The following is a 24,570-nucleotide window of genomic DNA, read 5'->3' as shown; positions in this document are numbered from 1 at the left end:
TCATCCTCCCAGGGTATCTGTGTCGGTGAGGCATAAATCGTCAAGCGGCAGAGCAAGCACCATCCGCGTGGCGCCCGATGACAAATTCTCTACGCTGACCGTGCCGTGCAGCTGAGACATGATTATTTGCATCAGCCGCAGCTCCATGCATTGGCCCGTCGCCAGAATTTCCGCCATGGGATGCGGCGCCTCCCGCATGGCGGTGGGCAGATTGTCGCAGACGGAAAAAAGCAGGCTATGGCACTGCCGGCAGGCGCTGATTTCAATCACCGCCGCGCTGTCCTCTCTGGCGGGCAGCGCCAGACAGCGGTCGAGCCACAGGCTGAGCGCGGTAAGAACCAGCATCCGCCGGGCGCGCAGCGTTAAATCGGGATCGGCGCAAGACCAGATCGGCGTGCCTATATTGCTTAAACGGGACTGATAGAGTTCGGACAGATCCGTCATCATGCCGCCTACCGACCAGCGGTCCGGCGGCTCATGATCCATCGAAGGCCGACAGGCCGTCAGGCGCGCTATCGCCTCTTTACCCTCGCTCCAGGCCGAACGCAGCGCGATACTGTCGGCGTCCGGGTTCAGACGCAGCGCGGCGGACAGCATATTCAGCGGGCAACTGAGCTGGATGAGGGCCGCGTCCAGCGTTTCCCGGATCGCCGCCATCATCTTATTGAGATTAATGTGCCGTTCGAGCTGGGCGCGCCGCTCCTGCGTTATCCGCCGCTGCTGTTCGGTGCAATCGACAATCACCACCAGCTGCCTGGGGGGCGCGCTGTCGGTAAAATAGAGGCTGGCCTCTTCATTAACCGCATGCAGCGGCCAGCGGCTGACCGAAAACCAGCGCTGGGCGCCGCGAATGGTCAGCGGCAGCATGGCCGAAGGCTCCGGCTGGTTTAGGCAATCCAGCAGCGCCAGCGGCTCTTCGCCGGCGCAGTCGGCGCTCAGCGTTTTATAGGCCAGGTTATCCATAACGATTTTTTGCTGGCCGTCCACCACCACCACCGCCGCCGGTATATTGTTCAGCACCGCGGAAACCAGCGTCATCTGATTACGCACCCGCTGCGCCAGCGCGTAGCGTTCGCTGATATCTTTATGCATACCGAGATAGTGTTCGATCTCTCCCTGGCCGTTGACGATGGGCGAGATCGTCACCTCGGCCAGATAAAGCGACGCATCCCGGCGGCGGTTAATCAACTGGCCGTTCCACGAATCGCCCGCCGTGATGGCGTCCCACATGGCGCGGTATACCGATTCCGGCGTTTGATGGCTGGCAAGCAGGTTGTGGTTGGCGCCAATCAGGGTCTGCCGCGTATAGCCGCTCAGCTGCGCGAAGGCCGGGTTGACGTAAACAATATTCGCCTGCGGATCGGTAATGGAAATAGCGACGGAGGATTGCTCGACGACGGTATGAAAGACGGCGGCATGCAACCCTTTTCCCCCGAGAGACGATGTAATCAGCTGCACATCGTCCAAAATTAATGATGAACTCATCCGGGCCCCTCCGGTTTGCATTACGAACGCTGTCGGCTTCGTGACAAATTGTCAGATTGCAAGACAGCCGGCGTACGACGCGAAATAACCGCAGAAAAATTGCAAGAATCGTTCCTTATGGATGGAAAACCTCCTAAACCTTGATCTCAGTGGGGGTTTTGGCTCTGTTTAGCGCTTTTCGCCTTCGCCGTGAGCCTAATCACATTATGAATACTTATCGGTTTGCGCATTTTTGGCGCAGATCTCTGCACTCTAATTGAACATTTATTGAGCCGGATAAACTGGCACGGCTTTCGCAATATCCCTCCGGCAATCGCGATCTCGGGGGGATAAATGAAAGAGATACTGTTAATCATGCTGACCAATATTCTGGTCAACAATGTCGTACTGGCGCGCTTTCTGGGGCTATGTTCCTTTATGGGCGTCACCAATCAGGTCAAAGCCGCCATCGGTATGTCGATGGCGACCACCGTGGTGATTACCCTGTCGGCCGCGCTGGGTTGGGTGATTGAAACCTGGATCCTGATGCCGCTCGACCTCGGCTACCTGCGCCTGCTGTCGGTCATTCTGGTGATTGCCTCGCTGGTGCAGCTGATCGAAATGGTGATAGCGAAATACAGCCCGACGCTCTATCGCACGCTGGGCATCTTTCTGCCGCTGATTACCACCAACTGCGCCGTGCTCGGCGTGGCGCTGCTGGTTCTGCAGGATCATCTTAGCTTCACCCATAGCGTGCTGTTCGGCTTCAGCGCCTCTCTGGGCTATTCGCTGGTGATGATCGTTTTCGCCGGTTTGCGCGAGCGACAGGCCGCCGCGCTGCCCCCGCTGCTGTTTAAGGGCGCTCCGCTCAACTTTATCACCGCCGGCATTCTGGCGCTGGCCTTCACCGGCTTTGCCGGTTTGTCGTCATAGGGGGCGGAGATGCTGATACTGACCTTACTCGCCGTTCCCTTGGTCTCCGCGGTCATTGGCGCGCTGCTGGGTTATGCCGCGATCTACCTGAAAATAGACAGCGATCCGCTGGTTGATGATATTGCCGCGCTATTGCCGAACGGCCAGTGCGGCCAATGCGGCTATCCCGGCTGCCGTCAGGCGGCGGCGGCCATGGCGAGCGGCGAGGCGGCAGTCACCATCTGTTCGCCGGGCGGACAGGCGGTCGCGCAGCGCATCGCCGCGTTGATGGGCGTCAGCCTGGATGAAAACAGCGTTCAGGGGCCGATGGTGGCGCTGATTGCCGCGTCCGACTGCGACGGCTGCGGGCGTTGCCTAAAACAGTGCGCCTTTGACGCGATCGTCGGGGCGACCCGTCAGCTGCATGGCGTACTCAGCGAAGAGTGCACCGGATGCGGTTCGTGCGTGTCCGCCTGTCCGAACGGCTGCATTCAGCTTTACGCCGATCCCCATCTTACCCCCGCCATCGCCAAGCCGGGCCTACCGCTACGGCAGGAGCCTCATTATGCTTAAAGCCCTCACGACGCCGCACGGCGGCATTCGTCCTTACAGCCACAAATCGCTAACGCGGGATCTGGCGATCCGCGCGCTGCCTCTGCCGGACAAACTGACGCTGCCATTGCGCCAGCATAGCGGCGCGCCCGCCATTCCTGAAGTGAGCGTGGGTGACAATGTCACATATGGCCAGCGACTGGCGCAGCCGTTCGGCCGCCTGTCCGCGCCGCTGCATAGCCCGGCGAACGGCGTCGTCAGCGATATCGCCGTCGGCGAAGGCGGCTATATTCAGCTGCAGGTGTCGCCGTCCGCCCCGAAAGCCTTGCCGCTGGAAAGCGCCGAGGACACCCCGGAAGCGCAGATGCTGTCGTTAATCGAACAGGCCGGTATTGTGGGCATGGGCGGCGCGATGTTTCCGGCGGCGGATAAAATCCGGCTGGCGATGCGCCATGAAATCAACTACCTCATCATCAACGGCGGCGAGTGCGAGCCCTATATCACCGCCGATGAGCGCATGATGCAGGAGCAGGCCGAGTTTCTGCTCGGCGGTATTCGTTATCTGCGGCAGTTGACCAAAGCCCGGCATGTCTATATCGGCATCGAAGACAACAAGCGCGAGGCGATCCGCCGCCTTGACCGCTTGTGCCAGGACGAGGCGGATATCGATGTCGTCGCCCTGCCTTCGCTCTATCCGATGGGATCGGCCAAACAGCTTATTGAAGCGGTGACCGGTCGGCAAATTCCGCACAACCGACGTTCCCCGGAAATGGGCGTGCTGGTGCAGAATGTCGGCACCTGCATCGCGATTTTTCACGCCATTCGCTTTCGTCAGCCGCTAACCCACCGGGTCATCACCGTCAGCGGCCGGGCGATTGAACGGCCCGGCAACCTGCTGGTGCCGATCGGCACGCCCATCAGCGCCATCATCTCCGCCTGCGGCGGCATGAAGAGCGCGCCGGCGCGGATAATCCTCGGCGGCCCGATGATGGGACGCGCGACGACCGATCTTAATGCCCCCATCACCAAAGGCACCAGCGGCCTGCTGCTACTGACCGAAGAGGAGATTCCCCAGCCGCACGCCAGCGCCTGTTTGCGCTGCGGCCGCTGCGTCGACGCCTGTCCGATGGGATTGGCGCCCTTGGCCATGCTGGCCGAGCTGAAAATCGACGCGTTGCATAGCGCCCGCGATCTCGGCCTGAACAGCTGTTTGCTGTGCGGTTCCTGTTCATGGGTTTGCCCGGCCGTGCTGCCGCTGACGCAGTTTTTTGACTGGGGACAGCAGCAGCTCCGGCTGGAAATCCGTCAGGAACAGAAAATGCGGCGCGCCAGCGCCAACAGCCTGCGCCGGCAGGAGCGACTGGCGCGCGAGGCGGCGGAAAAAGCCGCCGCGAAAGCGGCGCGGCCCGCCCGACGCCGGCGCGCCGCCCCCGATGCCCCAATGGAGGAACCCACATGCTGACCTCACCCCACGTTCATCAGGGCCTCAGTACGCGGCATCTGATGGCCAAAGTTAATCTGGCGCTGATGCCGGCGGTGCTGCTGGGCATTATTCAGTTCGGCGCGCCGGCGCTGATGCTGATGACCGTCAGCGTGGCTACCGCGCTGCTGTGCGAAGCCGTCTGCCTGCGCGTCAATCCGGCGTCGCTCGGCCATGTCTTCGACGGCAGCGCGCTGCTGACCGCGTTGCTGTTTACCCTCAGTCTGCCGCCGCACGCTCCGCTGTGGCTGGGGGCGCTGGGTTCGGCGATCGCTATCGTGCTGGGGAAACATATTTACGGCGGGCTTGGGCAAAACCTGTTCAACCCCGCGATGCTGGCGCGCGTGGTGCTGCTGATCGCCTTTCCGGTACAGATGACCCACTGGGTGGATCCGACGGCGTTCTGGCACGGCATGGTCTATTCACTGGGCGCCGACGGCGCCACCGGCGCCACGCCGCTCGGCGCGTTCCGGGAGCATGCCCAGGCGCCGCTCTCCCTGGAGAATGCGCTGCTCGGCACCCATAACGGCAGCTTCGGCGAAACCTCCACGCTGCTGCTGGCGCTGGGTGGGCTGTGGCTATTGCAGCAACGGGTGTTTAGCTGGCACGCGCCGCTGGCCATGCTGGCCGGCTGTCTGCTGCCCGGCATGCTGCAATGGCTTATCGCCCCGCAATCGATTTTGCCGCCGATGGCGCAGCTCACTACCGGCGGCCTGATGCTGGGGGCGGCGTTCATCATCACCGATCCGGTCACCGGCCCCGGCAGCCCGCGCGGCAGGCTCTATTACGGCGCGCTGGCCGGGCTGCTGGTTTGGGCTATCCGCAGTTTTGGCAACTATCCCGAAGGGGTGGCGTTTGCGGTGTTGCTGGTTAACGCGCTGACCCCGTTGATCGATAGCTGGACCCGTCCGCGCGCCTACGGCTATCAAACGCAAAAGGAGAAATGATATGACCTCGCTCTTTGACGGCGGTCTGCGCTGGCCGCCGCGCGCTCATCCGGTCAATCTGAGTTTACTGCTCGGCGCCTTTACGCTGCTGATCAGCCTGCTGATCGGCGGCGTCTGGTGGGCGACCTATAACGAAATTGAACTGCGCCATCAGGAAGATACCCAGCGGCAGCTCGCGGCCGTCTTCCCCGGCGCCTTGCATGATAACGCCCTGAGCGACGACGAAGTCACCCTACAGCTGGAGGGGCGCGACGTACGGTTTTACCGCGCCACGCTGCAAGGTCGGCCGAGCGGCGTGGTGATGTTCGGCGCCGAAAAGGGCTACAGCGGCGTTATCAGCCTGCTGATCGGCATTAGCGCCAACGGCGATCTGACCGGCGTACGCGTCGTTTCCCATACGGAAACGCCAGGACTGGGCGACAAAATCGAACTGAGCCACGGCGACTGGATTCTGGGTTTTAACGGCAAATCGCTGCAAAACACCACGGACAATCAGTGGCGGGTTAAAAAGGACGGCGGAGAGTTCGACGCGTTCACCGGCGCCACCATTACCCCGCGCGCGGTGGTGAAGAGCGTTCACCAAACGCTGCTGTTGTTTCAGCGCCATCGCGCGCAATTGCTCGGTCTGACGCAGGAGAAAGCCAATGAGTGAAATTATCGCGACCGCGCCGCCGGCGCGCCCCGACTATCGGGACATTCTGGTCAGCGGAGTCTGGACCAATAACGTCACGTTCGTACAGATTCTGGGATTGTGCCCGTTGATGGCGGTGACCACCACCGCCACCAATGGTTTCGGCATGGGCGTCATGACCATGGCGGTGCTGGCCGGAGCCAATCTGCTGGTGTCGCTGCTGCGTCGCATCACCCCGCATCAGATTCGCATCCCGGTCTATATCCTGATCATCTCCAGCCTGGTGACGCTGCTCGATCTGTCGATGAACGCCTGGATGCACGACCTGCATAAGATCCTTGGCCTGTTTATTCCGCTGATTGTGGCGAACTGCGCCCTGCTGGGGCGCGCCGAATCCTTTGCCGCGCACAATCCGCCGTTCGCCGCCGCGCTGGACGGCATGGCGACGGGTTTGGGCTTTACGCTGGGGCTGACCTCCATGGGCGCGATTCGGGAGATCATCGGCGGCGGCACGCTGTTCAGCGGCGCGGAACAACTGCTGGGGCCGCATTTTCGTTTTCTGGAAATCCACCTGCTGCCGGGCTATGGCGGTTTCCTGCTGATGCTGCTGCCGCCGGGCGGCTTTCTGGTTATGGGCTTTATGCTGGCCGGGATCCGCGCGGTCAAGGTATGGCGCCATGGCCGTGAGGCGCTGAACAAAGAGTCCGCGGCGGGATTAGGCTGCGGAGCGGGATGCGGAGGATGCCGGGGATGAAGTTCACCATAGCTCACGCCAGCGGCGGCGAAAGCCGCTGCATTGAGATGGAGATGGCGGCGCCCGTCACGCTCAGAGAGGCGTTTCTGGCTTCGCCCCTGCCCACGCTCTATCCCTGGCTGGATCCGGACAGGCATCGCATGGGAATTTACGGCCGCCTTTGCTCCGCCGACAGCGAAGTGCGCGAAGGCGACCGGGTGGAGATCTATCTGCCGATTGAACGCCCCGCCCAAGGGGCGGACGACGACGATGAGTAATTTCATTTAACCGCCATTTCGGGCGAATGCGGGTCACTTAAGCCTATTTTTAGGGGAAACACAGGGGGAGATTCCCGGTGGTCGCCCGTGTATCTTGATGCTTAAACGATCGGTCTCGCCCTTTTCAGGCATCCTTTTAAGGAGAGTGTAAACCATGAGCGCTATCGGCATTTTTTTCGGCACCGACACCGGTAAAACCCGCAAGGTCGCGAAGCTGATCAAGGAAAAGTTGGGTGAACTGGCGGACGAACCGGTGAATATCAACCGCGCGTCATTAGCGGATCTGCTGGCCTATGACACGCTGATTCTCGGCACGCCGACGTTGGGGGACGGGCAGCTTCCCGGGCTGGAGGCGGAGTGCATGAGCGAGTCGTGGGCCGAGTTCGCCGATGAGCTGGCGAACGCCGACCTGAGCGGCAAGACGGTCGCGCTGTTCGGCCTGGGCGATCAGGAGAGCTACCCCGACGCCTTTGTCAACGCCCTGGGCGAGCTGTACGACATCGTCTGCGAAGCCGGCGCAGCGGTGATTGGCTTCTGGCCGACGGACGGCTATTCGTTCACGGAATCCGCCGCGCTGGAGGGCGAGCGCTTCGTCGGGCTGGTGTTGGATCAGGACAACCAGCAGGATCTGACGGAGGAGCGAGTCACCCGCTGGGTCGGCGCGCTTCAGGCGGCGCTTTGATTTTATCGCCCGATCGATACAGCCCCGCAGCGGTTTGCCGCGGGGCTATTCGCCGTATCGCGATAGAGAAGGTCTTCGGCCGCGGGTGAAGTATCAACTTTTAGCGAAAATGGCTATTCGAGTCGAGCCATTCTGACTGAATCCATTGCACCGGCCGATCGCGGAGAACTGCATTTTGATAAACAATCGGATGATATAATTTTTCGCTATTTTATGTCGGGCAGGGGAAAAATTTCGGGCGGATTGATCCAGGTATTTCTCTGCCGAACCATCGTCCGCCCGATGCAAATAACGGCGTCTACTTGCGTATCGCGATTAGCGCGAAATCTCCGCCAGCCAGCGGCGCTGATACTGCCGGCGGCGTTTTTCCTGCCACTGTCGTCGAATTTGCGCCAGCGCGTCGGCTTTCGGCAGCTCGCCGGCGGGGCGAATCGCTTCGCACCATAAAACGTGCAGGCCCATCGGGCTTTCCACCACCGGGCTGATATCGTTGGCATCAAGGGAAAAGAGCTGCGCATCCAGCGCCGGATAGAGCACGCCGCGCCCCACCCAGCCGATCTTTCCCCCCTCCAACGCCGTCGGGCATTCGGAAAAGCGGCCGGCCAGCCGCGGGAAACGCCGCGGATCGATCTGTAAACGCCGTTGCAGCGCGGCGATGCGCCGGGTGACCATTACACTGTCACAATTAGCCTGGGCGTCATCAATCACCAGCAGCAGATGGTGCGCCAGGCGCTGTTCCGGCTGCTGAAAACGGTGCGTATTATGCTGATACCACGTCTCGATTTCCCGTTCGTCGACGCCGGGCGCGCGATTCGCCGCCTGTTCCAGCGCAGCGGACAGGATCGCCTCATGGGCCATCGCCTGTCGCCGCCCGGCCTCGTCAACCCCGGCGCGGCGCAATGCCTCCTTCCACGCATGTTCATTATCGAAAAAGGTACGCAGCGCATACTGCGCCGCGACGATGCCCTCCCGATCGGCCTGAATCCCCTGCCGCCGCGCCTGTTCGCGAATCGCCGCCTCCAGCCGCCATTGTCGCTCCAGCTGCCCGGCGAACGCCGCCTGCTGCGCCGTCCCCAACTGCCAGGGCGGACAGTGATACAGCGACAGCGATAATTTCAACCGGCAATAGCGTTGCCACATCGTCAGAACCTCCGGATTACAGATTGTCGTCATCGTCGACCGCCTCCAGCGCATGTTCCGGCACCTGCAGCAAGGTAGCGCCGAACAGCACGATAAACTGCACGGACTCCTTTGCGCGCTCAACCCCCATCACCTGGCCGAGATCCCCGGCCTGAACGCGAACCTGCCTGCCGGTGGTCAGGATCATGACGGCGCGGACCCAGTCGCCGAACTGGAACGCGTCCTCGAACCACGGCGCCGAAGCGGGGATCAGCTCGGTCTCCCGGCAGCCCACGATGCGGTCGTCCTCAAGAAAATGGACCTGATAGATAATGTTATCCTGCAAAAAGGTGCCCCATTCCCGCACATAGCCCACCGCGCCGCGCCGCGCCAGTTGCTCGCCGCGCGCCCTGTGCGGGAAGGTGCCGTCGTTGCGGATCGTGCGGATCGTGCGTACCGCTTCGCCGAATTCAAAACGCGGCTTCATACGCCCTTTCCTTCATCCAGCAGCAGCCAGGGAATAAAACAGCGGACGGTGCGTTGATAGACGCGCAGCGGCGAACGCTCCCGCAGTTCGCCGCCGATGACGTACGCATAGCTCTCCATCAGCATCAACCGCACCTGATCCAACCGCAGCCGCCGGCGCTGCTGCGGCGCGATCTCCGGCTCGTCGTCCGGCCGGTATTGGCGTAAGCGTCGGCTGAAGGCATGCAAAATATGCAGATGTTTAACCCGCACGTCCCGTTCATCAAACGGAATGGCAAAGAAACGCAGGAAGTCTTCGGCGCTTTCCAACCGGCTTACGCCGGGCAGCTCATTGAACCAGTCCATATTTTTCTCCGTCACACAATATTAAGCGCCCTGAGCGGAATCTCGCTTATCCCCTGATAGAGACGGCGAAGCTCATCCGGGGTGGGCGGGCGTTTGTCCGTTTCGGCAAACAGCCGCAGCGCCTGTTGAATCGGCGCTATCTGCGCGTCGCTTATCGGCAGGCCAAGCTGCGAGAAAACCGCGTGCAGCGCGCGTTTTCCCGAATGCTTTCCCAGCACCAACCGGTGTTCGCGCCCTAGCAATTGGGGCGGAATGCTCTGGTAGCTTTCCACGCCTTGCAGCAGACCGGCGACGTGGACGCCCGACTCATGGGTAAACACCCGTTCGCCGACCAGCGGCTGCCGGTAAGGGAGGCGCTCGCCGGCGGCGGCGGCAAGCTGTTTGCACAACCCCGTCAGCTGCCGGGTATCGATATGGGTTTCCCCCAGTTGGGTATGCGTTAACCCCAGCACCACCTGCTCCAGCGCGGCGTTGCCCGCCCGCTCGCCCAGCCCGAGAACGGTGGTGCTGACGTGGGTGGCGCCGGCGCGCACCGCCGCCAGCGTATTGGCGGTCGCCATGCCGAGGTCGTTGTGGGCGTGAATTTCCAACTCCCTCGGCCAATAACGACGCAAGCGCCGGATCTGCCGCATGGCGGAAAACGGATCGAGCAGGCCCAGCGTATCGGCAAAGCGCATGCGGCCGGCGCCGGCCGCCGCCGCGGTCCCGGCAACCGCCGCCAGATCTTCCTCGCTGGCGCGCGAAGCGTCTTCGCCGCCGACACAGACCTGAAGCCCCTGCGCCAGCGCCAGCTGGGTCAGATCGCTAAGCCGCTGCAGCATTTCAGACCACGTCAGGCCGATTTTGAACTGGCGCAAACAGGCGGAAACCGGCAGCGAAATATCCACCCAGTCCACGCCCAGCCGCGCCGCCTGGCGAATGTCCTTCTCGTTGAGCCGGCACCAGGCCATCAGCGTGATATCCGGCAGCGTTTGCCGAATCTGATAAATGCGCGCGCACTCTTCCGCGCCCATGGCGGGCGTTCCCACTTCCAGCTCGGGAACGCCCGCCTGCGCCAGCGCAACGGCGATCGACAGCTTCTCTTCGGCGCTGAAGGCCACGCCGGGACTCTGTTCGCCGTCGCGCAGCGTGGTGTCATTAACGACGATGGTTCTCATCGGCGGCCTCTCCCCGGTTAACCCCAGGCCGGGGCGAATGCGCCCGGTTTCCCCTGCTGCCAGTACGGCGACAGCGCGCGCAGACGATCGACTATCGGCGGAAGCTGTTCGAGCACGTAGCCGATCTCTTTTTCACGCGTGTAGCGCGACAGCGAGAAGCGGATGCTGCCGTGTGCGGCGGTATAGGGAATGTTCATCGCGCGCATCACATGGGAAGGCTCCAGCGAACCGGAGGTGCAGGCGCTGCCGCTGGACGCCGCGATTCCGACCTGATTCATCATCAGCAGAATGGCTTCCCCTTCAATAAATTCAAATGCGATATTGAGGGTATTCGGCGTCCGCGACTGTCCGGCGCCCATGACGCGGGTGCCGGGGATGCCGCGCAATCCGGCTTCCAGCCGGTCGCGCAGCGGCGCGACGCTGGCCGTCATCATCGGCAAATGGACGGCGGCCAGCTCGCTTGCCGCGCCCATGCCCACGATCCCGGCGATGTTTTCCGTTCCGGCCCGGCGGCCGCGCTCCTGATGCCCGCCGCGCAGCAGCGGGCGAAAGCGCGTGCCGCGCCGCAGCCACAGACAGCCGATGCCTTTGGGACCGTGGATTTTGTGCGCCGAGCAAGAGAGCATGTCGATGTCCGAGTCGGCTACCGCCACCGGCACTTTTCCCAGCGCCTGCACGGCATCGCAGTGAAACAGAACGCCGTGTTCATGGGCCAGCCGCGCCATCTGTTCGATGGGAAACAGCACCCCGGTTTCATTGTTCGCCCACATGACGCTTACCAGCGCGACGCCGTCGTGCAGCAACCTCCGGTAGAGATCCAGGTCGAGCGCGCCCTGCTCGTCGACGCCCAGGCGATGGATGGTGTAGCCTTGCCGCTCCAGATGTTCGCATACCGCCAGCGTCGCCGGGTGTTCAACTTGCGTGGTGATGATTTCCCGCCGCGCGGGGAAGGCTTCCGCCGCGGAAAGAATGGCGGTGGAGGTGGCTTCCGTCGCGCAGGAGGTAAAGATCACTTCGCTGTCGTGGCGGGCGCCGAGGAAACTGGCCACCTGTTCGCGCGCTCTGGCCAGGGCGCGCCGCGAAGGCTCGCCGAAGTCGTGAATCGACGACGGGTTGCCGTACTGCTCCTGTAAAAACGGCAGCATGGCTTCCAGCACCATCGGATCCAGACGGGTGGTGGCGTTGTTATCCAGATAGATGGGTCTCATATGCGCGCTCCTTAGCGGTCGGAAGTTTGGAAAATCACGTCGGCGGAAGCGGGCGTATCTATAACGACGCGCATGAAGTAACCCAGCCGCTCCAGCAGTTTCTGTTGCAGCCAGCTCAGCGTCATATCCGTCATCATGCAGCCATTGCAGCTGCCGGAGAGCGTCACCCGCACCTCTTTATCCGTTACGCCGACCAGCCTGATATCGCCGCCGTCCATTTGGATATGCGGCCGCAGGCTGTTGATCACCTCCTCGACGATCGGCCGGCGTTCGCTTGCCTGCTCGCTGACCTCCGCCGCCGGGGTCTCTTCCGTCGCCGACAGGATCGCGCTCAGCGTCTGCTCGATTTTTTCATGGCACGCGGTACAGCCGCCGCCGGCCTTGGTGTAATGGATTACCTCCTCCAGCGTGGTCAGCCCGTTGGTGAGCACCGCGCGCTTGATCTGTCCCTCATCGACGGCGAAACATTTGCAGATTAACGCGCCCTCTTCGTGATCGTCTTCCAGCGTCTCCCCGCGATAGTTGGCGATCGCCGCGCGCAACGCTTCCTGCCCCATCACCGAACAGTGCATTTTCTCCGGCGGTAAGCCGTCCAGGTAATCGGCGATCTGCCGGTTGGTGACGCGCGAGGCCTCGTCCAGCGTTTTGCCGATAATCAACTCGGTCAACGCCGATGAGGAGGCGATGGCGCTGCCGCAGCCGAAGGTCTGAAATCCCGCCTCCTGAATCACTTCGCTACCGGGCTCAACCCGCAGCATCAGCCGCAGGGCGTCGCCGCAGCTAAGAGAGCCGACATCGCCGACCGCGTTTGCCTGTTCGATCACGCGGGCATTACGCGGATGAAAGAAATGCTCTTTTACTTTCTCAGAATAATTCCACATGCTCTTACTCCCGTTTGTTGACTTTGCTATGCGCACGACCCGCTTTCGCACCGGCATCCCTGCGGGTGAAACTCCACCCAGATCCCCTGCGTATCCGAACTGATGCGCGCCTGCGCCAACTGTCGCCAATGCAACGCCGAGGCGAATAGCCGCAATCCGTCTATTTCACGGCATTCGTCGTCGGGCAGCGCCCTATCGCGCCATATCATCCGCAGCGACCAGCCCCGGCAGGCGTCTCCCTGGACGATCAGCGCCAGACCGGCCCCGGCCCGTCCGCGCTGCGCCTGGAGTTGTCTGAGTTGGCGTAGGGTCACTGCGTCGATATGGATCATGATGGGTCTCCCGTCGCTGACGCTTATCACCGAGCAAATGTGATGCCAGCCATAAAATCGTTTTTTATCAGCATGATAGATGAGGATGTGATTGTCGGGGCGTAGCGTAAACGCCGGCAATTGTCGGTTTTGTCGCACAGGCGACACGCCTTACTCCTCCTCGGACCAGCGGCTCTCCTGCATCATGGCGTCGAAACGGCCGGCGTCTCTTTTACGCAACGATTTTTTGACCCGTCCGTCGTCGCACAACGCCTGGGCGTCGGCCAGCAGCATGGCTATCGGGGTGTTGCTGGCTACGTTGACCGCCCGCACGCCGATCCCCAGCAGTTGGCGGAAGGCCGTATCGCCGATGGCGGTGCAGTACAGGGTGAAGCAGCCCTCCACCGCGCAGATGCGGCTGATGAGTTTGTCTTCGCTGTGGCCCGGACAGACGCTAAAGTCGGCCACCTCCAGCAGTTGCACCTCATCGCGGCGCACGCCGTAAATCGCCAGGCGCGGCGAAGAGCCGAAATGCTGATCGACGACGCGCAAATCAACGCTGGCGAACGCGATACGGATAATCCAGCTATCGGCCGATGGGATCGCCAACTGGCGGGTTAAATGTCGCATGGCTTGACCTCCGCGACGGGATCTTGCGCGGCCGCAGACGGGAATTTCTGTTTCAGGGGCGAGTGATACGCCGGGAGTTCGCGATGCGCCTGACGCAGCGCGTTGGCCAGTTCAAACAGCGTATCGCGCATACCGGCATAGCCCTGCCGCAGGCGGCGAAACTCGCCGATACGGTCAAAAAGCGGGAAACCGATGCGCACCAGCGGCAGACGGTATTTCTGCGCCAGCGACGCCGCGTGCGAATTGGCGCACAGGATATCGATATCATGACGCTGTAACTTATCTTCGACATCCTCCAGATCGCCGATCTGCACTTCGGCCACCGGCAGCGACGACAGGCCCGGCTGGTTCGTCGGGGCGACCACGCATTCGGGCCGAAGCCCCTGGCTGACGGCGAAATCCAGCCAGGCGGCCAGCAGATCGCCCTCCGCCGCGATCGCCAGCCGCTTACCCTGTAGCCAGACATGGGTATCGATCATGGCGTCCTGCAGCTGGCCGCGCTGGCGCGCGATCCAGGCGGGAACCTCGCGGCCGGACAGATTGTGCAAATGATGGATAAAGACGTCGCACCAATCCTGGGTCATCAGATGCGGCAGCCAGAGCGACGGCGCGTGGCTGCGGCTCTCCAACAGTTTCGCCGCGCGCTGCAGCGATACCCCGATGGCGACGGTCGAGGCGCTCTGCCCCATCTGTTCCAGCATGCGCGCCGGCGTGCCGCCCTGGGTCAATGCCGAGAAATCGCCCTCCGCCAGATGGCCGTCCAGCGACCCGGCGAGGTCGGGCAGAAAAATCGGCTGCAGGCCGAACGCCTCCACATAACTGCGAATCTGCTCGTGGTCGCCGGGCGTCAGCATATGCCCCAGCAACAGATTCACCCGTTTTTTGCGTAGCATGCCGGTCGGCGGCGCGGCCGGCACGCACTGTTCGATAACGCTTTCCAGCACCGTGGCGTAGCCGTTTTCCAGCGAGCCGTAAAAATCGGGCGAACTGGCCGTCACCACGATGACCGACTGATATTTGGCGTATGTTTCCCTGAACTGACGCACGGCGAACGCCAGATCGGCGCCCTGCGCTTCCGACAAACCGGTGCTCAGCACCACCACCATTTTGGGATTGTGGCGTTCGCACAGCAGAGACAGCGCCGCCAGCACGTTATCGTTCGACCCCATAATGGTGGTGACCGGGTCCATCGCGGTGGTTTGCAAGGGAATGGGGTCGTGAAAATGCTGAATAAAAAACACCTTGGCGAAAGCGCTGCACCCCTGCGCCCCATGCACCAGCGGAATACACCCCTCCAGCCCCATGCTGGCCAGAATCGCCCCCAGCGGCTGGCCGCTTTTAATCGGGCTGGTCGCCAGCGGTTTGGCCGATTTCAAAACCTGAGCCATCGCACCTCTCCTTCTTCAGCTATGCCAAGGCGGCCGGCGATTGACCTGCGGCCAGATGGGACTTTCCAGCGTGGCGCAGAGCTGGCGAGCCAGGGCGACGATGCCTTGATATCCGGCAAAGGCGTGCTCCCGTTCCTGATTGATATCCAGAAACGGCAGACGCGCTTTATAGGCGGTATACATATTGCGTCCGCCGGCGATCATGATGTCGGCGTGATGACGATAGGCGGTATCCAGCAGCAGACGGGCATTGCCGTCCTCAAGCATCACGGCGTCGTCGCCCATCAGTTCGCGGATGCGGGCTTTATCCTCCTCGGTGGATTTTTTGGTGCCGGTCGCCACCACTTCCAGCCCCAGATCCTGCAGCGCCGACACCACCGACCAGGATTTCACGCCGCCGGTATACAGCAGAGCGCGTTTGCCTCGCAGCCGCTGGCGGTAAGGTTCCAGCGCCGTATTGACCGCCTGCTCTTCCTGAGCGATCAGCCGCTCGGTTCTGGCCTGCAGATCGGCATCATTCAGCAAGCCGGCCAGCGTGCGCAGCGAAGACGACATTTCGCGCACGCCATAGAAGCTGCCCTCGAACCAGGGCGTGCCGTAGTGCATCTCGAGGTGGCGCGCCACGTTAATCAGCGCGCGCGAACACACCAGCATATTGGCCTCTGTGCGGTGCAGCGTCTGAATTTCGGCGAAGCGGGCGTCGCCCGAAAGAGAGCCCAGCACGCGGATCCCCAGCCGATCCAATAGCGGCAGCACATGCCAGAACTCGCCGGCGATATTGTATTCGCCGATCAGGCCGATGCTGTGTCCGCGCGAAGCCGGGATGGCGAAATCTTCCGGCCAGGGCGCGGGTTCGCGCCGGCCGATCACCTTCTTGACCATCATGTCGCCCGCAATGCGGTTGCCCAGATTCTTGCTGCCGTAAAATCCGGCGGCGTCAATGGCGATTACCGGGATATGGTTGACCTGTTCCGCGGCCCGGCACACCGCTTCGATATCATCACCCTCCATCGCGGGGACGCAGGTGTTGTAAATAAACACCGCGGCCGGGCGGTAACGGTCGACGATATGGCGCACCGCATGAAACAGACGCCGTTCGCCGTGTCCCATAATCACATCCTGCTCGCTCATATCGGTGGTAAAACCCAGCCGGTTGATTTGCGGTCCGGAGCTATGGCTGCCGCGGTTGTCCCAGGAACTGCCCGCGCACCCGATCGGGCCGTGCACCAGATGCGCGACGTCGGCAATCGGCAACAGGGCGATCTGGGCGCCGTCGAACGCGCAGCCGCCCGCCGCCGAACCGGGTTTGGGGGCGCTGCAGCCGGATTTACGGCCGCCATTATGGTCGCAGGCCGGCTGATCCATTAACGCCGCAATCTCACTACTTCTCATGACTCACCTCGGCACGCTTGCTGTGACTTCATCACTTCCGCTGCAATTGGCGCGCCAAACTTTAATTTATTGATTTAAAACGAATTAATATTGTCGCTTGTACGACAAAAGCAACAATGATTGTCAGATGGCGCATCCGCCGCCGCCGGAACAGGCCGCCGCTTTTGTGCGGTAAACGGAATATCCGTGAGCAAGATTTGAAGTAAATACTATGCTTTTATCGTATTCACTGGATTAATTGGATTAATTAACAGGACAGACTGTCATGCAGGACCACGCAACCCCCGTAAGTTCCCCTTCCGTTGACGCCCAATCTCTCATTCACACCCTGACCGGAATTGTCGGAAAATCCCATATCCTTACCGACAAACATAAAACCGAGCGCTATCGCAAAGGTTTCCGTTCCGGCCAGGGCGATGCGCTGGCGGTGGTGTTCCCCGCCTCGCTGCTTGAACAGTGGCGAGTATTCAAAGCCAGCATCGAAGCCGGACGCATCGTGCTGATGCAGGCGGCCAATACCGGGCTGACCGAAGGCTCTACGCCGAGCGGCGATGATTACGACCGGGAAATTGTCATTATCAATACCCTGCGCCTGGATAAAGTCCAACTGCTGGATGACGGGCGACAGGTGGTGGCGCTGCCGGGCAGCACGCTGTGGCACCTGGAGCGGGTATTGAAACCGCTGGGGCGCGAGCCGCATTCGGTGATCGGATCTTCCTGCATCGGCGCGTCGGTGGTCGGCGGCATCTGCAATAACTCCGGCGGTTCGCTGGTTCACCGCGGGCCGGCCTATACCGAAATGGCGCTTTACGGCCGGGTCAATGAACAGGGAGAGGTGGAATTGATCAACCACCTGGGAATCAACCTGGGCGACACGCCGGAAGAGATTCTGACCCGTCTGGAACTACAGCAATATGAAGACAAAGACGTTATTCACGATGGGCGCCAGGCCTCCGATCATGAATACGTCGAGCGTATCCGCGACGTGGACGCCGACACCCCCTCGCGTTTCAACGCCGATGAGCGCCGTTTGTTCGAAGCCGCGGGCTGCGCCGGCAAGCTGGCGGTTTTTGCCGTGCGTCTGGATACCTTCCCGGCGGAAAAATCCCAGCAGGTTTTCTATATCGGCACCAATCAGCCGCAGGTGTTGACCGAGCTGCGCCGCCATATCCTCGCCGAGTTTAAAAACCTGCCGGTGGCCGGCGAGTACCTGCACCGCGATATGTTCAACATCGCCGAAGTCTATGGCAAAGACACCTTTATCATGATCGACAAGCTGGGCACCGACAAGATGCCGATGTTCTTCAACCTGAAGGGCCGAATGGACGCCATTTTCGACAAAGTGCCTTTTCTGCCGTCGCATCTGGTGGATCGCACCATGCAGCTGCTCAGCCGCCTGCTGCCCTCCCACCTACCGAAACGAATGACGGCCTATCGCGATCGTTATGAGCACCATCTGATGCTGAAAATGGCCGGCGACGGCATCGACGAAGCGCGCCGCTGGCTGGAAAGCTATTTCCGCGAGGCCGACGGCGAATTCTTCGTCTGTTCGCAGGAGGAAGGCGCCAAAGCCTTTTTACACCGCTTTGCGGCGGCGGGCGCGGCGATTCGCTATCATGCGGTGCACAGCAAAGAAGTGGAAAACATCCTGCCGCTGGATATCGCCCTGCGGCGCAACGACCATGAATGGTTTGAGCGCCTGCCGCCGGAAATCGACGCCATGCTGGTGCATAAGCTGTATTACGGCCACTTTATGTGCCATGTCTTCCACCAGGACTACATCGTGAAGAAAGGCGTGGACGTCCATAAGCTGAAAGAGAAAATGCTGGTCCTGCTGGACCAGCGCGGCGCCGAATATCCGGCCGAGCATAACGTCGGCCATCTGTATAAGGCCAAACCCCAGCTGAAGGCGTTTTATCAGCATAACGATCCCACCAATAGCCTGAATCCGGGGATCGGCAAAACCTCCAAACTGAAAAACTGGGGCTGCGGCTGCGGCGATGACGGGCATCACTCGGCGCATTGAGGGCTAATTGGTCGCATAACTTCCTTGAGCAGGCGCAGATGGTGCGTTGAATTTGTCGCCTGTTCAATCATTGATTATTCTTTATAGGGAAAAACCGGCGACGTGGTTGAAAAGTACAGAGGGCGATATAACGCATTATTTTCTTCATGATTTCTCTAACGCGATCTATTATTCCATCAATAACTATTCAACGCATTTACGCCATGCGTTAAAAATACAGCGCCCTGCCATGTCGACCATTCCGACTTAAAAGAAAACATAACTTATATAGGTTACTGGAATATACAACATCCATCGATTATTTTTGTTATTACAATATATAAATAACCATATTTATATTTCATGTTTGACATTTGCAATGCGGGTAAATATTGTCTTAACCCATATCAGATAATCAACTGGTTATTGTCGACATACCATTGCGCGAATATGTAAATTAATAATCTTATTCCTGTCTTTATTTGAATGTTTTACGCCTTGTCGTAATAAGGAGCCATTTTGCATAAAGATAATACTGCATTACACGTAAATAACTTAAGTAAATCATATGGGCCGTATATTACACTGAGTAATATTTCGTTTAATGTCATCAAGGGGAAAACGGTTTCGATTATTGGCCCAAGCGGCGCGGGGAAAAGCACGCTGGCTCGCTGTGTTTGCGGACTTGAGCCGTTTTCTTCCGGCAAAATACAAATTAATGATGTCGAGATCGCTCAACTGATCCATTCCCCCAAAAAAAGAAGCTATTACGTTGGCATGATCTTTCAGCAGTTTAACCTTTGGCCTCATATGACGGTCCTTGATAATGTGGCTTTTGCGCTATGCCGCCGTAGAACGCTGAAAAAAAATGAGGCTTACGACTTAGCGATGACAATGCTGGAAAAAGTGCATCTGCAACACCGATTCTCCTATAAACCTAATGCGCTTTCCGGCGGCGAACAACAGCGTGCCGCTATCGCCAGAGCACTGGCGCTTAATCCCTCTCTTCTTGTTTTTGATGAACCGACAAGTGCACTAGATCCCGAATTGATTGGTGAAGTGCTTGATGTCATGAAAAATTTGTCGCGTGAAGGCATGAGCATGTTGGTGATTACGCATGAAATGTCTTTCGCCAGAGACGTTTCCGATCATATCGTTTTCATGGATGAGGGCGTTATTGCCGAACAGGGGCATCCTGGACAACTATTTTCCAATCCAACGTCTGTCAGAGCCCAGTCTTTTTTAAAACGAATGCTTACCAATTAAACCAGGAAATAAAGATGAAAGTTTACATATTAGCGCCACTCGGCTTTTTTTTGCTGTTTCTTTCTCACTCGTTATTCGCGGCCGACACCTCTTTGATCGATATTCAGAGAAAAGGAGAAATAATCATTGGATTTACCGCGGCTTATCCGCCGTTTGAATCCAGAAATGAAAAAACAGGCCAATTTGAAGGGTTTGATATCGATCTTGGCAAGGCTATCGCGCGTGAACTGGGAGTCGCTGCTGTGTTACGGGATGCGGAATGGCAAGGGCTAATTCTTTCATTGAACAAAGGCGATTTCGATATTCTTATCACCGGAATGACCCGGACCGAAGAACGGGAACGGAATGTCGATTTTACAACCCCCTATTATCAGCTCCGCGATATCGTGGTGATACATAAGGATAACGGCACAATTCGTTCCGCGGCGGATTTGGCAGGGAAAATTGTCGGCGTGCAACTGGGGTCGGCATCTGAGCAACGGACGGATAAAGCAGCGGAAAAATACGAATTCGGAGAAGTCCGGCGCTATAATTACAATCCCGAAGCTTTTCTCGACCTTGAGCATAAACGTATTGACGCCATCATTGTGGGGTACCCTTATGCCGTCAATGCGCTAAAAACCGCGCCGGCACTTCGTGTCGCCGCCCCGATTGATGATGAGGTCTCAGATATTGCCATTGTGACGCGTAAAAATACGCCGGAATTGAGGAACCAGTTGAATAATATACTGCTAAATTTGAAACAAAATGGCGAGTTGTCTGCACTGGAAAAAAGATGGCTAACGGTTGGCAGAACAGGTAAATAAAATAATGAATTTCGACTTTTCACTGATTTATGATAACTATGCCGCTATTAGCGAAGGTATTGGCATTACGTTACTGGTTACCCTTCTTGCCTTTATTTTCGCGTTAACGCTTGGCGTCCTGGTGGGGGTATTGCGCAGCAATAAGGGGGTTATTGAATCGATGTTGAGCATATACGTTTCATTTTTCCGCGGCACACCATTATTAATTCAGATTTTTATTATCTATTATGGATTACCTTCCATTGGTGTGAACATGGAACGTTATTCGGCAGCCATTATTGCTCTGGGACTTAATTCGGCAGCATATATCTCTGAAATTATTCGAGGTGGGTTAAAGTCCGTGGGGAAAGGACAGATAGATGCGGCATGGATGCTTGGTTTGAACCGTCTTGAAACCACTCTTTTTATTGTTGTGCCGCAAGCTTTGCGTGTTTCCCTACCCGCATTGGTTAATACATTCACCTTAATTCTAAAAGATTCATCGCTCATCTCCGTACTATCGATTATGGAGCTTACGCGCGTAGGTCAACTTATCTATACCAGAACATATAAGCCATTAGAGGTTTATGTTATGGTCGCTTTGATTTATTACCTCCTTGTTATGTCTGTCGTTTTTCTTTCAAAACGCTTGGAAAACAAAATGAACTTTTGACTAAAAACCGGCATTTTAAAATGCAGAACCCGCTGATAGATGAAATATATTCGAGAGTATAACATGCAAAGAAAAAAAGAGATCGTCATTGTCAGCCACTGCATACTCAATGTTAATGCGAAAGTGTTCGGTATTGCCAAAATGCCGGGATCGTTAACTATCGTAAAGGATATGCTTGATGACGGAATTGGCATCATTCAGCTCCCCTGTCCGGAAATGTTATTTTCCGGCTGTAAACGCTGGGGGATGACCAGGGAGCAATACGATACGCCGATTTTCATCAGGCACTGTAGCGAGATTCTGAGGCCGATCGTCGATCAGGTTATTGACTATACCGCTTGCGGTTACCATATGATGGGTATAATCGGGATGGATGGCAGTCCCTCATGTGGCGTAGACACCACCAGTATCGGTTACACCGGCGGATCTTTTCGCTGCGGCGCCGTATCGCAAAGCTATTCGATTATTAGCGGAAGTGGTGTTTATATGGATAGACTGCGCGCGATGTTAATGGAAGAAAATCTGCCCTTGCCGATGGTGGGGTTAGACGAGTTCGACCCGCAAAAGCTCTCATGGCAAAACGTGAAAAACGCGCTCTATAACGCCCCTCGATAAGAAAATAAACATCCCTCACTGAAATTAAAAATAGCGCCTCAAACGATATAGCGGGCGACAGATACGCCCGCCCGTTCTCAGGTCAAAAGCCGAACTGCCGCCGCTGCAGCGGGTTATCTTTTCCCAACCGCTTCGCCAGCCAGGGCGGCATATGTTCGGTGATCATCCCATGCAGCGCCTGGATCTGCTCGTCGATCATGGTGGCCGGGGGAACCTTGATCGGGTGGATATTGTGCCGAATCGCTTTCGCCGCGGCCGGCCCGCCAATCGATTCGCAAAACAGCAGGTGGCAGTCGGCCAGCAGCTTCAGCCGTCCTTCGTTGCCCTCCTCGCCCTCCTGCGGCGGATAGCGCCGCAGGCCGCTGAGGAAAGGCCCCTGCCGATCCCAAGCGTAGATAAAGAACAGCCGGCACTGGCCGAAGTGGCCGTTGATCGTCAGGCCGTTGCTCGAGGCAAAGGCCGCCTGGAGCTGTTGCCCCTGTTTGCGTTCGGACTGCGTGGTTAAATGCGGCGGCAGATTGCCGTGCAGGCAATCCATGATTTGCTGCCAGCGGGCAACGGTGAGTAGGCTGTTATCAACGGGTAAATGGCGGGACAGCGCCTCAAGCGGTAGCGTGGACAAGCGCTCCAGCGTCAGGGCGTCGTCGCAGGCGGTTTCCAGCCAGTTGATTAACGTCGCGGGCGCGATTTCAGGCAGCAGTTGCGCCAGGGCGAATAGCCGCCAGAACAGTAAATCATCCCGAGTCAGGCTCATGAGCGTCTCCGGTAGTGGTCGTCATCGACGGTTAGTTTTCATATTTTTGGGCGCGTAAGGTGACGGGCAGCGCCGGCTTTTCGCTCAGCGGCGTCACAAACCACGCTTGCCCGCCTTCCAGTTCGATGCGGCCGCCCCAGCGGTCCGGCCGGTCGAACTCCAGAAAAGTGACTCTGGCTTCCAGATCTTTTTTGGCGATATAACAGTGCATGCCGTCGGCGCGCTGACGAAGGGTGATGCTGGCCATGCGACCTCCTGTAAAGCGGGGAAAACCGCGCCGGATTAGCTGCGGCGCGGTATTGCCGTCAACGAACCAGGTCATAACCGTAGTCGGTTTTGCCCAGCGCCATGGTGTCATCGTCAAGTTTTTCCAGAATGGCGTTCACCAGCGTGGTCAGCATCGTCATCGCCCCTTCATAGCCCCAGGTGGTCGCCCGGTGCAAATGGTGGCGGTCGAAGATGGGAAAACCGATGCGAATCAGCGGCACTTCGAACTGTTCGCCTTTGGCTCGGGTGTCGCGCTGAATAAACTTGCCATACGAGTTGCCGATCATGAAATCCGGTCGGCGGGTGAACATCAGCGAGCGGAAATGCCACAGATCGCAATTGATGAACACCTCGCTCTCCTTGCCGTACGGCGAGGTTTCGAGCAGCTTATTCATCGCTTTCTGCCAGCGTTTGGAGCCGTTGTGGCAAAGGATCACCGCCGGTTCGCAGCCCAGCTCCAGCAAAAAGCGCGTCAACCCCATCAGAAAATCGGGATCGCCATAGATGCCGAAGCGTTTGCCATGCAGCCAGGTGTGAGAATCCAGCATCATGTCGACCAGCCTGCCGCGCTCCAGGGTTAGCGCTTGCGCAATGGGTTTCCCGGTTAACCGGCTGACGGTCATCAAAAAGTCGTCGGTGCCGGCCAACCCCATGGGGATGGCGACCTCGCTGCCGGGCTGTTGCCAATCGTCCTTCACCACTTTCTTGGTTTTGACCAGTTGCCAGGGCTGCAGCAGCAGCGTATCGATGGCGTTGGGCGCATCGCGCATCTCCGCCTGCGTGGTGCCGCCGGCATAGAGGCGGTAGTGGCCGTCCGCCGGGGTATCCAGCACTTCCGACGGGTCGGAAAGCAGCGAACACGGCACATCCATCTGCTTCATCATACGTTTCAGCACGCGATAATTGCCGAGGTAGGTTTCGAAACCGGCGACCAGATTGATTTTGCCGTTGCTGCCGGCCTGGTATCCCGTCACGCCCTGCGTAAAGGTGCGGGCAAAGCCTTCGAACATGTTGTCCCAGCCGGTGACGTGGCTGCCGATAAAGCTGGGGGTATGCGCATAAGGCACGGCAATGGCTTCATCGATAAAGCCGTCTTTTTTGGCGTTGCTGATAAAGGCCTGCAGATCATCGCCGATCACCTCCGCCATGCAGGTGGTGGAGACCGCGATCACTTCCGGTTTATACAGAGCGCTTGCGTTCTGCAGCCCCTGATTCAGGTTGTTGCTGCCGCCGAACACCGCGGCGTCCTCGGTCATTGAGTCGGAAACGCAGGCCACCGGCTCTTTAAAATGGCGGTTGAAATAGGTGCGGAAATAGGCGACGCATCCCTGGGAGCCGTGCACATAAGGCAAGGTTTTCTCAAATCCCAGTGAACAGAGCACGGCGCCCAGCGGCTGGCAGGCTTTCGCCGGGTCGACCGTCAGCGCTTCGCGCTGAAAATTCAGCGCCTCATATTCCGGGGTGGTGGTCCAGGCAAACACCTCCTGCACGCGATCCTTGCCGTGCGCTTCTTCCAGCTCGCTTTTGCTGGCGAATAACGCCTGATATTCCGGCTGCTCGAACAGCGGATAACAGGGTTTCACTTTTTCGGTATTCTGGCTCATGGTAT

Annotated in this window: 27 protein-coding genes; 13 read left to right on the top strand and 14 right to left on the bottom strand. The window is 58.8% G+C overall.

All coding sequences use genetic code 11. The features are described 5' to 3' along the window. Nucleotides 1-1,485, bottom strand: a complete 1,485-nt coding sequence (gene nifL / locus VSX58_RS02555; protein WP_327616675.1) for a nitrogen fixation negative regulator NifL — start codon at nt 1,483-1,485, stop codon at nt 1-3. A gap of 333 nt (nt 1,486-1,818) precedes the next feature. On the opposite strand from nifL, the gene rsxA reads away from it, so the two are divergent. The 8 genes from rsxA (at nt 1,819) to VSX58_RS02515 (ending at nt 7,679) form a co-directional block, all read left to right on the top strand. Further along, nucleotides 1,819-2,397 (top strand): electron transport complex subunit RsxA, encoded by a 579-nt coding sequence (gene rsxA / locus VSX58_RS02550; RefSeq protein WP_327614961.1) that lies wholly within the window; start codon nt 1,819-1,821, stop codon nt 2,395-2,397. A 9-nt stretch (nt 2,398-2,406) separates the two neighbouring features. Next, nucleotides 2,407-2,949 (top strand): RnfABCDGE type electron transport complex subunit B, encoded by a 543-nt coding sequence (locus VSX58_RS02545; RefSeq protein ID WP_327616674.1) that lies wholly within the window; start codon nt 2,407-2,409, stop codon nt 2,947-2,949. Continuing rightward, the gene (gene rsxC, locus VSX58_RS02540) at nt 2,942-4,390 is read left to right on the top strand and encodes an electron transport complex subunit RsxC (RefSeq protein ID WP_327616673.1); all 1,449 of its coding nucleotides are present in this window, start codon (nt 2,942-2,944) and stop codon (nt 4,388-4,390) included. Before VSX58_RS02545 ends, rsxC begins: the two co-directional genes overlap by 8 nt. Then, the gene (locus tag VSX58_RS02535) at nt 4,384-5,355 is read left to right on the top strand and encodes an RnfABCDGE type electron transport complex subunit D (protein ID WP_327616672.1); all 972 of its coding nucleotides are present in this window, start codon (nt 4,384-4,386) and stop codon (nt 5,353-5,355) included. The genes rsxC and VSX58_RS02535 overlap by 7 nt, the downstream gene beginning before the upstream one ends. A gap of 1 nt (nt 5,356) precedes the next feature. After that, nucleotides 5,357-6,007, top strand: a complete 651-nt coding sequence (rsxG, locus tag VSX58_RS02530; RefSeq protein ID WP_327616671.1) for an electron transport complex subunit RsxG — start codon at nt 5,357-5,359, stop codon at nt 6,005-6,007. Next, nucleotides 6,000-6,740, top strand: a complete 741-nt coding sequence (locus VSX58_RS02525; protein ID WP_327616669.1) for an electron transport complex subunit E — start codon at nt 6,000-6,002, stop codon at nt 6,738-6,740. Before rsxG ends, VSX58_RS02525 begins: the two co-directional genes overlap by 8 nt. Next, complete coding sequence (locus tag VSX58_RS02520) at nt 6,737-6,997, top strand: RnfH family protein (RefSeq protein WP_327616668.1); 261 nt, start codon at nt 6,737-6,739, stop codon at nt 6,995-6,997. The genes VSX58_RS02525 and VSX58_RS02520 overlap by 4 nt, the downstream gene beginning before the upstream one ends. Before the next feature lie 154 nt (nt 6,998-7,151). Then, nucleotides 7,152-7,679 carry a flavodoxin gene (locus VSX58_RS02515; protein ID WP_327616667.1) on the top strand — a complete coding sequence of 176 codons (528 nt, stop codon included), beginning with the start codon at nt 7,152-7,154 and terminating at the stop codon, nt 7,677-7,679. A 315-nt stretch (nt 7,680-7,994) separates the two neighbouring features. Here VSX58_RS02515 and nifM read toward each other — a convergent pair whose 3' ends face one another. From nifM to nifE, 10 genes are all read right to left on the bottom strand, one after another. Further along, on the bottom strand, nt 7,995-8,852 hold the full coding sequence (gene nifM / locus VSX58_RS02510) for a nitrogen fixation protein NifM (protein ID WP_327616666.1): 858 nt from the start codon (nt 8,850-8,852) through the stop codon (nt 7,995-7,997). Continuing rightward, nucleotides 8,836-9,285 (bottom strand): nitrogen fixation protein NifZ, encoded by a 450-nt coding sequence (locus VSX58_RS02505; protein ID WP_327616665.1) that lies wholly within the window; start codon nt 9,283-9,285, stop codon nt 8,836-8,838. The genes nifM and VSX58_RS02505 overlap by 17 nt, the downstream gene beginning before the upstream one ends. Then, nucleotides 9,282-9,629: a nitrogenase-stabilizing/protective protein NifW gene (locus VSX58_RS02500; protein ID WP_327616664.1), complete on the bottom strand. Its 348-nt coding sequence runs from the start codon at nt 9,627-9,629 to the stop codon at nt 9,282-9,284. The genes VSX58_RS02505 and VSX58_RS02500 overlap by 4 nt, the downstream gene beginning before the upstream one ends. An 11-nt stretch (nt 9,630-9,640) precedes the next feature. Then, complete coding sequence (gene nifV / locus VSX58_RS02495; RefSeq protein WP_327616663.1) at nt 9,641-10,786, bottom strand: homocitrate synthase; 1,146 nt, start codon at nt 10,784-10,786, stop codon at nt 9,641-9,643. Between the two features lie 17 nt (nt 10,787-10,803). Beyond that, entirely contained in the window at nt 10,804-11,994 is a 1,191-nt protein-coding gene (nifS, locus tag VSX58_RS02490; protein WP_327616662.1) for a cysteine desulfurase NifS, read from the bottom strand. Nucleotides 11,995-12,005: 11 nt separating this feature from the next. Further along, complete coding sequence (nifU, locus tag VSX58_RS02485; RefSeq protein WP_327616661.1) at nt 12,006-12,875, bottom strand: Fe-S cluster assembly protein NifU; 870 nt, start codon at nt 12,873-12,875, stop codon at nt 12,006-12,008. A gap of 26 nt (nt 12,876-12,901) precedes the next feature. Then, nucleotides 12,902-13,207, bottom strand: coding sequence for a hypothetical protein (locus tag VSX58_RS02480; protein ID WP_327616660.1), 306 nt, complete (start codon nt 13,205-13,207; stop codon nt 12,902-12,904). A 150-nt stretch (nt 13,208-13,357) separates the two neighbouring features. Beyond that, entirely contained in the window at nt 13,358-13,816 is a 459-nt protein-coding gene (locus tag VSX58_RS02475) for a NifB/NifX family molybdenum-iron cluster-binding protein (RefSeq protein ID WP_327616659.1), read from the bottom strand. Further along, the gene (gene nifN, locus VSX58_RS02470; protein ID WP_327614977.1) at nt 13,804-15,204 is read right to left on the bottom strand and encodes a nitrogenase iron-molybdenum cofactor biosynthesis protein NifN; all 1,401 of its coding nucleotides are present in this window, start codon (nt 15,202-15,204) and stop codon (nt 13,804-13,806) included. Before nifN ends, VSX58_RS02475 begins: the two co-directional genes overlap by 13 nt. 15 nt (nt 15,205-15,219) lie before the next feature. Further along, nucleotides 15,220-16,596 (bottom strand): nitrogenase iron-molybdenum cofactor biosynthesis protein NifE, encoded by a 1,377-nt coding sequence (gene nifE, locus VSX58_RS02465; RefSeq protein ID WP_327616658.1) that lies wholly within the window; start codon nt 16,594-16,596, stop codon nt 15,220-15,222. A 265-nt stretch (nt 16,597-16,861) separates the two neighbouring features. On the opposite strand from nifE, the gene dld reads away from it, so the two are divergent. From dld to VSX58_RS02440, 5 genes are all read left to right on the top strand, one after another. Continuing rightward, nucleotides 16,862-18,622, top strand: a complete 1,761-nt coding sequence (dld, locus tag VSX58_RS02460) for a D-lactate dehydrogenase (protein WP_327616657.1) — start codon at nt 16,862-16,864, stop codon at nt 18,620-18,622. 498 nt (nt 18,623-19,120) lie between these two features. Beyond that, nucleotides 19,121-19,867, top strand: coding sequence for an amino acid ABC transporter ATP-binding protein (locus VSX58_RS02455; protein WP_327616656.1), 747 nt, complete (start codon nt 19,121-19,123; stop codon nt 19,865-19,867). Nucleotides 19,868-19,881: 14 nt separating this feature from the next. Continuing rightward, entirely contained in the window at nt 19,882-20,673 is a 792-nt protein-coding gene (locus tag VSX58_RS02450; protein WP_327616654.1) for an ABC transporter substrate-binding protein, read from the top strand. Continuing rightward, nucleotides 20,654-21,325 (top strand): amino acid ABC transporter permease, encoded by a 672-nt coding sequence (locus tag VSX58_RS02445; protein WP_327616652.1) that lies wholly within the window; start codon nt 20,654-20,656, stop codon nt 21,323-21,325. Before VSX58_RS02450 ends, VSX58_RS02445 begins: the two co-directional genes overlap by 20 nt. 63 nt (nt 21,326-21,388) lie before the next feature. Further along, complete coding sequence (locus VSX58_RS02440) at nt 21,389-21,940, top strand: CD3072 family TudS-related putative desulfidase (RefSeq protein ID WP_327616651.1); 552 nt, start codon at nt 21,389-21,391, stop codon at nt 21,938-21,940. An 82-nt stretch (nt 21,941-22,022) separates the two neighbouring features. Here VSX58_RS02440 and VSX58_RS02435 read toward each other — a convergent pair whose 3' ends face one another. From VSX58_RS02435 to nifK, 3 genes are read right to left on the bottom strand one after another with little or no spacing between them, the layout of a single operon-like run. Then, nucleotides 22,023-22,688 carry a NifB/NifX family molybdenum-iron cluster-binding protein gene (locus tag VSX58_RS02435; protein ID WP_327617046.1) on the bottom strand — a complete coding sequence of 222 codons (666 nt, stop codon included), beginning with the start codon at nt 22,686-22,688 and terminating at the stop codon, nt 22,023-22,025. A 37-nt stretch (nt 22,689-22,725) separates the two neighbouring features. Beyond that, on the bottom strand, nt 22,726-22,941 hold the full coding sequence (nifT, locus tag VSX58_RS02430; protein ID WP_327616650.1) for a putative nitrogen fixation protein NifT: 216 nt from the start codon (nt 22,939-22,941) through the stop codon (nt 22,726-22,728). A 58-nt stretch (nt 22,942-22,999) separates the two neighbouring features. Further along, nucleotides 23,000-24,565 carry a nitrogenase molybdenum-iron protein subunit beta gene (gene nifK / locus VSX58_RS02425; protein ID WP_327616649.1) on the bottom strand — a complete coding sequence of 522 codons (1,566 nt, stop codon included), beginning with the start codon at nt 24,563-24,565 and terminating at the stop codon, nt 23,000-23,002. Nucleotides 24,566-24,570: the final 5 nt, after the last annotated feature.

The sequence above is a fragment of the Brenneria populi genome, assembly GCF_036016195.1.
Lineage (GTDB): Bacteria > Pseudomonadota > Gammaproteobacteria > Enterobacterales > Enterobacteriaceae > Brenneria > Brenneria populi.
Note: the sequence above shows the minus strand (reverse complement) of the source record. Positions and strands in the feature narration are given on the sequence as shown.

Bases quoted from the DNA above. Each gene is read 5' to 3' on its own strand.
- VSX58_RS02450 (WP_327616654.1), top strand. From the start codon at position 19,882: ATGAAAGTTTACATATTAGCGCCACTCGGCTTTTTTTTGCTGTTTCTT.
- VSX58_RS02535 (WP_327616672.1), top strand. From the start codon at position 4,384: ATGCTGACCTCACCCCACGTTCATCAGGGCCTCAGTACGCGGCATCTG.
- VSX58_RS02480 (WP_327616660.1), bottom strand. From the start codon at position 13,207: ATGATCCATATCGACGCAGTGACCCTACGCCAACTCAGACAACTCCAG.
- VSX58_RS02525 (WP_327616669.1), top strand. From the start codon at position 6,000: ATGAGTGAAATTATCGCGACCGCGCCGCCGGCGCGCCCCGACTATCGG.
- rsxG (WP_327616671.1), top strand. From the start codon at position 5,357: ATGACCTCGCTCTTTGACGGCGGTCTGCGCTGGCCGCCGCGCGCTCAT.
- VSX58_RS02475 (WP_327616659.1), bottom strand. From the start codon at position 13,816: ATGCGACATTTAACCCGCCAGTTGGCGATCCCATCGGCCGATAGCTGG.
- VSX58_RS02440 (WP_327616651.1), top strand. From the start codon at position 21,389: ATGCAAAGAAAAAAAGAGATCGTCATTGTCAGCCACTGCATACTCAAT.
- nifT (WP_327616650.1), bottom strand. From the start codon at position 22,941: ATGGCCAGCATCACCCTTCGTCAGCGCGCCGACGGCATGCACTGTTAT.
- VSX58_RS02500 (WP_327616664.1), bottom strand. From the start codon at position 9,629: ATGGACTGGTTCAATGAGCTGCCCGGCGTAAGCCGGTTGGAAAGCGCC.
- nifS (WP_327616662.1), bottom strand. From the start codon at position 11,994: ATGAGACCCATCTATCTGGATAACAACGCCACCACCCGTCTGGATCCG.
- nifE (WP_327616658.1), bottom strand. From the start codon at position 16,596: ATGAGAAGTAGTGAGATTGCGGCGTTAATGGATCAGCCGGCCTGCGAC.
- nifM (WP_327616666.1), bottom strand. From the start codon at position 8,852: ATGACGACAATCTGTAATCCGGAGGTTCTGACGATGTGGCAACGCTAT.
- rsxA (WP_327614961.1), top strand. From the start codon at position 1,819: ATGAAAGAGATACTGTTAATCATGCTGACCAATATTCTGGTCAACAAT.
- VSX58_RS02505 (WP_327616665.1), bottom strand. From the start codon at position 9,285: ATGAAGCCGCGTTTTGAATTCGGCGAAGCGGTACGCACGATCCGCACG.
- VSX58_RS02515 (WP_327616667.1), top strand. From the start codon at position 7,152: ATGAGCGCTATCGGCATTTTTTTCGGCACCGACACCGGTAAAACCCGC.
- nifV (WP_327616663.1), bottom strand. From the start codon at position 10,786: ATGAGAACCATCGTCGTTAATGACACCACGCTGCGCGACGGCGAACAG.
- nifN (WP_327614977.1), bottom strand. From the start codon at position 15,204: ATGGCTCAGGTTTTGAAATCGGCCAAACCGCTGGCGACCAGCCCGATT.
- dld (WP_327616657.1), top strand. From the start codon at position 16,862: ATGCAGGACCACGCAACCCCCGTAAGTTCCCCTTCCGTTGACGCCCAA.
- nifU (WP_327616661.1), bottom strand. From the start codon at position 12,875: ATGTGGAATTATTCTGAGAAAGTAAAAGAGCATTTCTTTCATCCGCGT.
- nifL (WP_327616675.1), bottom strand. From the start codon at position 1,485: ATGAGTTCATCATTAATTTTGGACGATGTGCAGCTGATTACATCGTCT.
- nifK (WP_327616649.1), bottom strand. From the start codon at position 24,565: ATGAGCCAGAATACCGAAAAAGTGAAACCCTGTTATCCGCTGTTCGAG.
- VSX58_RS02520 (WP_327616668.1), top strand. From the start codon at position 6,737: ATGAAGTTCACCATAGCTCACGCCAGCGGCGGCGAAAGCCGCTGCATT.
- VSX58_RS02545 (WP_327616674.1), top strand. From the start codon at position 2,407: ATGCTGATACTGACCTTACTCGCCGTTCCCTTGGTCTCCGCGGTCATT.
- rsxC (WP_327616673.1), top strand. From the start codon at position 2,942: ATGCTTAAAGCCCTCACGACGCCGCACGGCGGCATTCGTCCTTACAGC.